Source organism: Mycobacterium sp. TH-M106 (assembly GCF_057473765.1).
Genome location: NZ_JBYCLE010000540.1, coordinates 1 through 1,398, shown reverse-complemented (window position 1 = coordinate 1,398; position 1,398 = coordinate 1). Strand labels below are relative to the sequence as shown.

Below are 1,398 nucleotides of genomic sequence, written 5' to 3'. Positions count from 1 at the left end.
CCTCGGCGGTCGCCGCCGAACTCGGCATCGACGAGTGGCGCGCCGAAGTGCTGCCCGACGACAAGCTGGACGTGGTCCGTGAGCTGCAAAGCAACGGCTACGTGGTCGGCATGGTCGGCGACGGCGTCAACGACGCCCCCGCGCTGGCGGCGGCCGACATCGGGATCGCCATGGGGCTGGCCGGCACCGACGTGGCCGTGGAGACCGCCGACGTCGCGCTGGCCAACGATGACCTACAGCGACTGCTCGACGTCCGCGATCTGGGCAGCCGGGCAGTCGACGTCATTCGGCAGAATTACGGCATGTCGATTGCGGTCAACGCCGCCGGGCTGGTTATCGGCGCCGGAGGCGCCCTATCGCCGGTGCTCGCCGCGGTTTTGCACAATGCGTCGTCGGTTGCGGTGGTGGCCAACAGTTCCCGGCTGATCCGCTACCGGCTTCATTGACCTGCAGAGACGCTCGCAAGCGCTACGTCAGTGGGCCGACCCACCGTTCGCTGCCGGCGATTCCTTCCGGGTGGCCGGCAAGGACGGCTTCGATTGCGGCGGCCAAGGCCGCAACAGCGGTGCGGGTACGGGTGCGCGCCGAAGGCAACAAGATCAGGCCCGGATGCGTCCGGCCCTGCGCGAGCCACTCGGCCGCGAGCGGGCGGAAGTCCTTGATGTTGTTTGTCACCAACGCACGACGTTCGCTGCCGGCAACCTCGAGGACCATCCAGTCGCTGCAGCCAACCAGGTCGTCGCGATCAGCCACAGCGAGGACGTCATAACCGGCATCACGTAGCAACACGGCGATCTGCGGCGAGAGCTGCTCGTCCAGCAGCGCCCTCACCCGCGCAGAGCCTGCTCCCCAGCAACGGCCGCCGCGCGGCCACGCTGATATTCAGCCTCATTGAACTCGATCTGCGCGTCGATCTCGTCGCGGTACTCGCCGTAGTAGGCGACCGCCGCCTGCACCAATCCGGCGGGGATCCTCAGGTAGGCTGCGGCCTCGGTGACCGACCCCGCGTTGTCGCGGACCGTGGCAATCACCTCCCAGACATCCAATCCACGACCAACCAGGCTGGCCCGGCGCCCACTCGGCCCATCGAGAAACTGGATCAGTGGATGCGCATCATGACGCAGGCCTTCCTCGACGTAGCGCTGCGCGAGGGTGCGCTCAGGCAGATGGGCGTGATGCGCCCGTTCCGTGAGTCGCTGCCGCACGCCCGCAGCCAGCCGCAGCGTGTAGTGATCGGCCACCCCGCTACCGTAACACGACGTATCACATGGTGGCACACGTCGTCAGCAGCCGCACCCCTCGCCGCGCCACGACCGGAAGCCCTGCCACACCGCGGCCCCGGCCACCCCCAGCCCGATCACCGGGTCCAGCCACCAACCACCGGGCCAGTCGGCGGTG

General features: G+C 68.5%; 3 protein-coding genes. 1 reads left to right on the top strand and 2 read right to left on the bottom strand.

The window, feature by feature from the left end:
- Positions 1 to 446 (top strand): HAD-IC family P-type ATPase (locus AC2VOP_RS18695; protein WP_486962352.1); only part of this gene is annotated, 446 nt, incomplete at its 5' end.
- Positions 447 to 468: 22 nt separating this feature from the next.
- Here AC2VOP_RS18695 and AC2VOP_RS18690 read toward each other — a convergent pair.
- Together AC2VOP_RS18690 and AC2VOP_RS18685 are read right to left on the bottom strand one after the other, a co-directional pair.
- A complete protein-coding gene (locus tag AC2VOP_RS18690) occupies positions 469 to 831 on the bottom strand; it encodes a DUF5615 family PIN-like protein (protein WP_486962351.1) in 363 nt (120 codons plus the stop codon).
- Positions 828 to 1,241 (bottom strand): hypothetical protein, encoded by a 414-nt coding sequence (locus tag AC2VOP_RS18685; RefSeq protein ID WP_486962350.1) that lies wholly within the window; start codon positions 1,239 to 1,241, stop codon positions 828 to 830. Before AC2VOP_RS18685 ends, AC2VOP_RS18690 begins: the two co-directional genes overlap by 4 nt.
- Positions 1,242 to 1,398 lie beyond the last annotated feature (157 nt).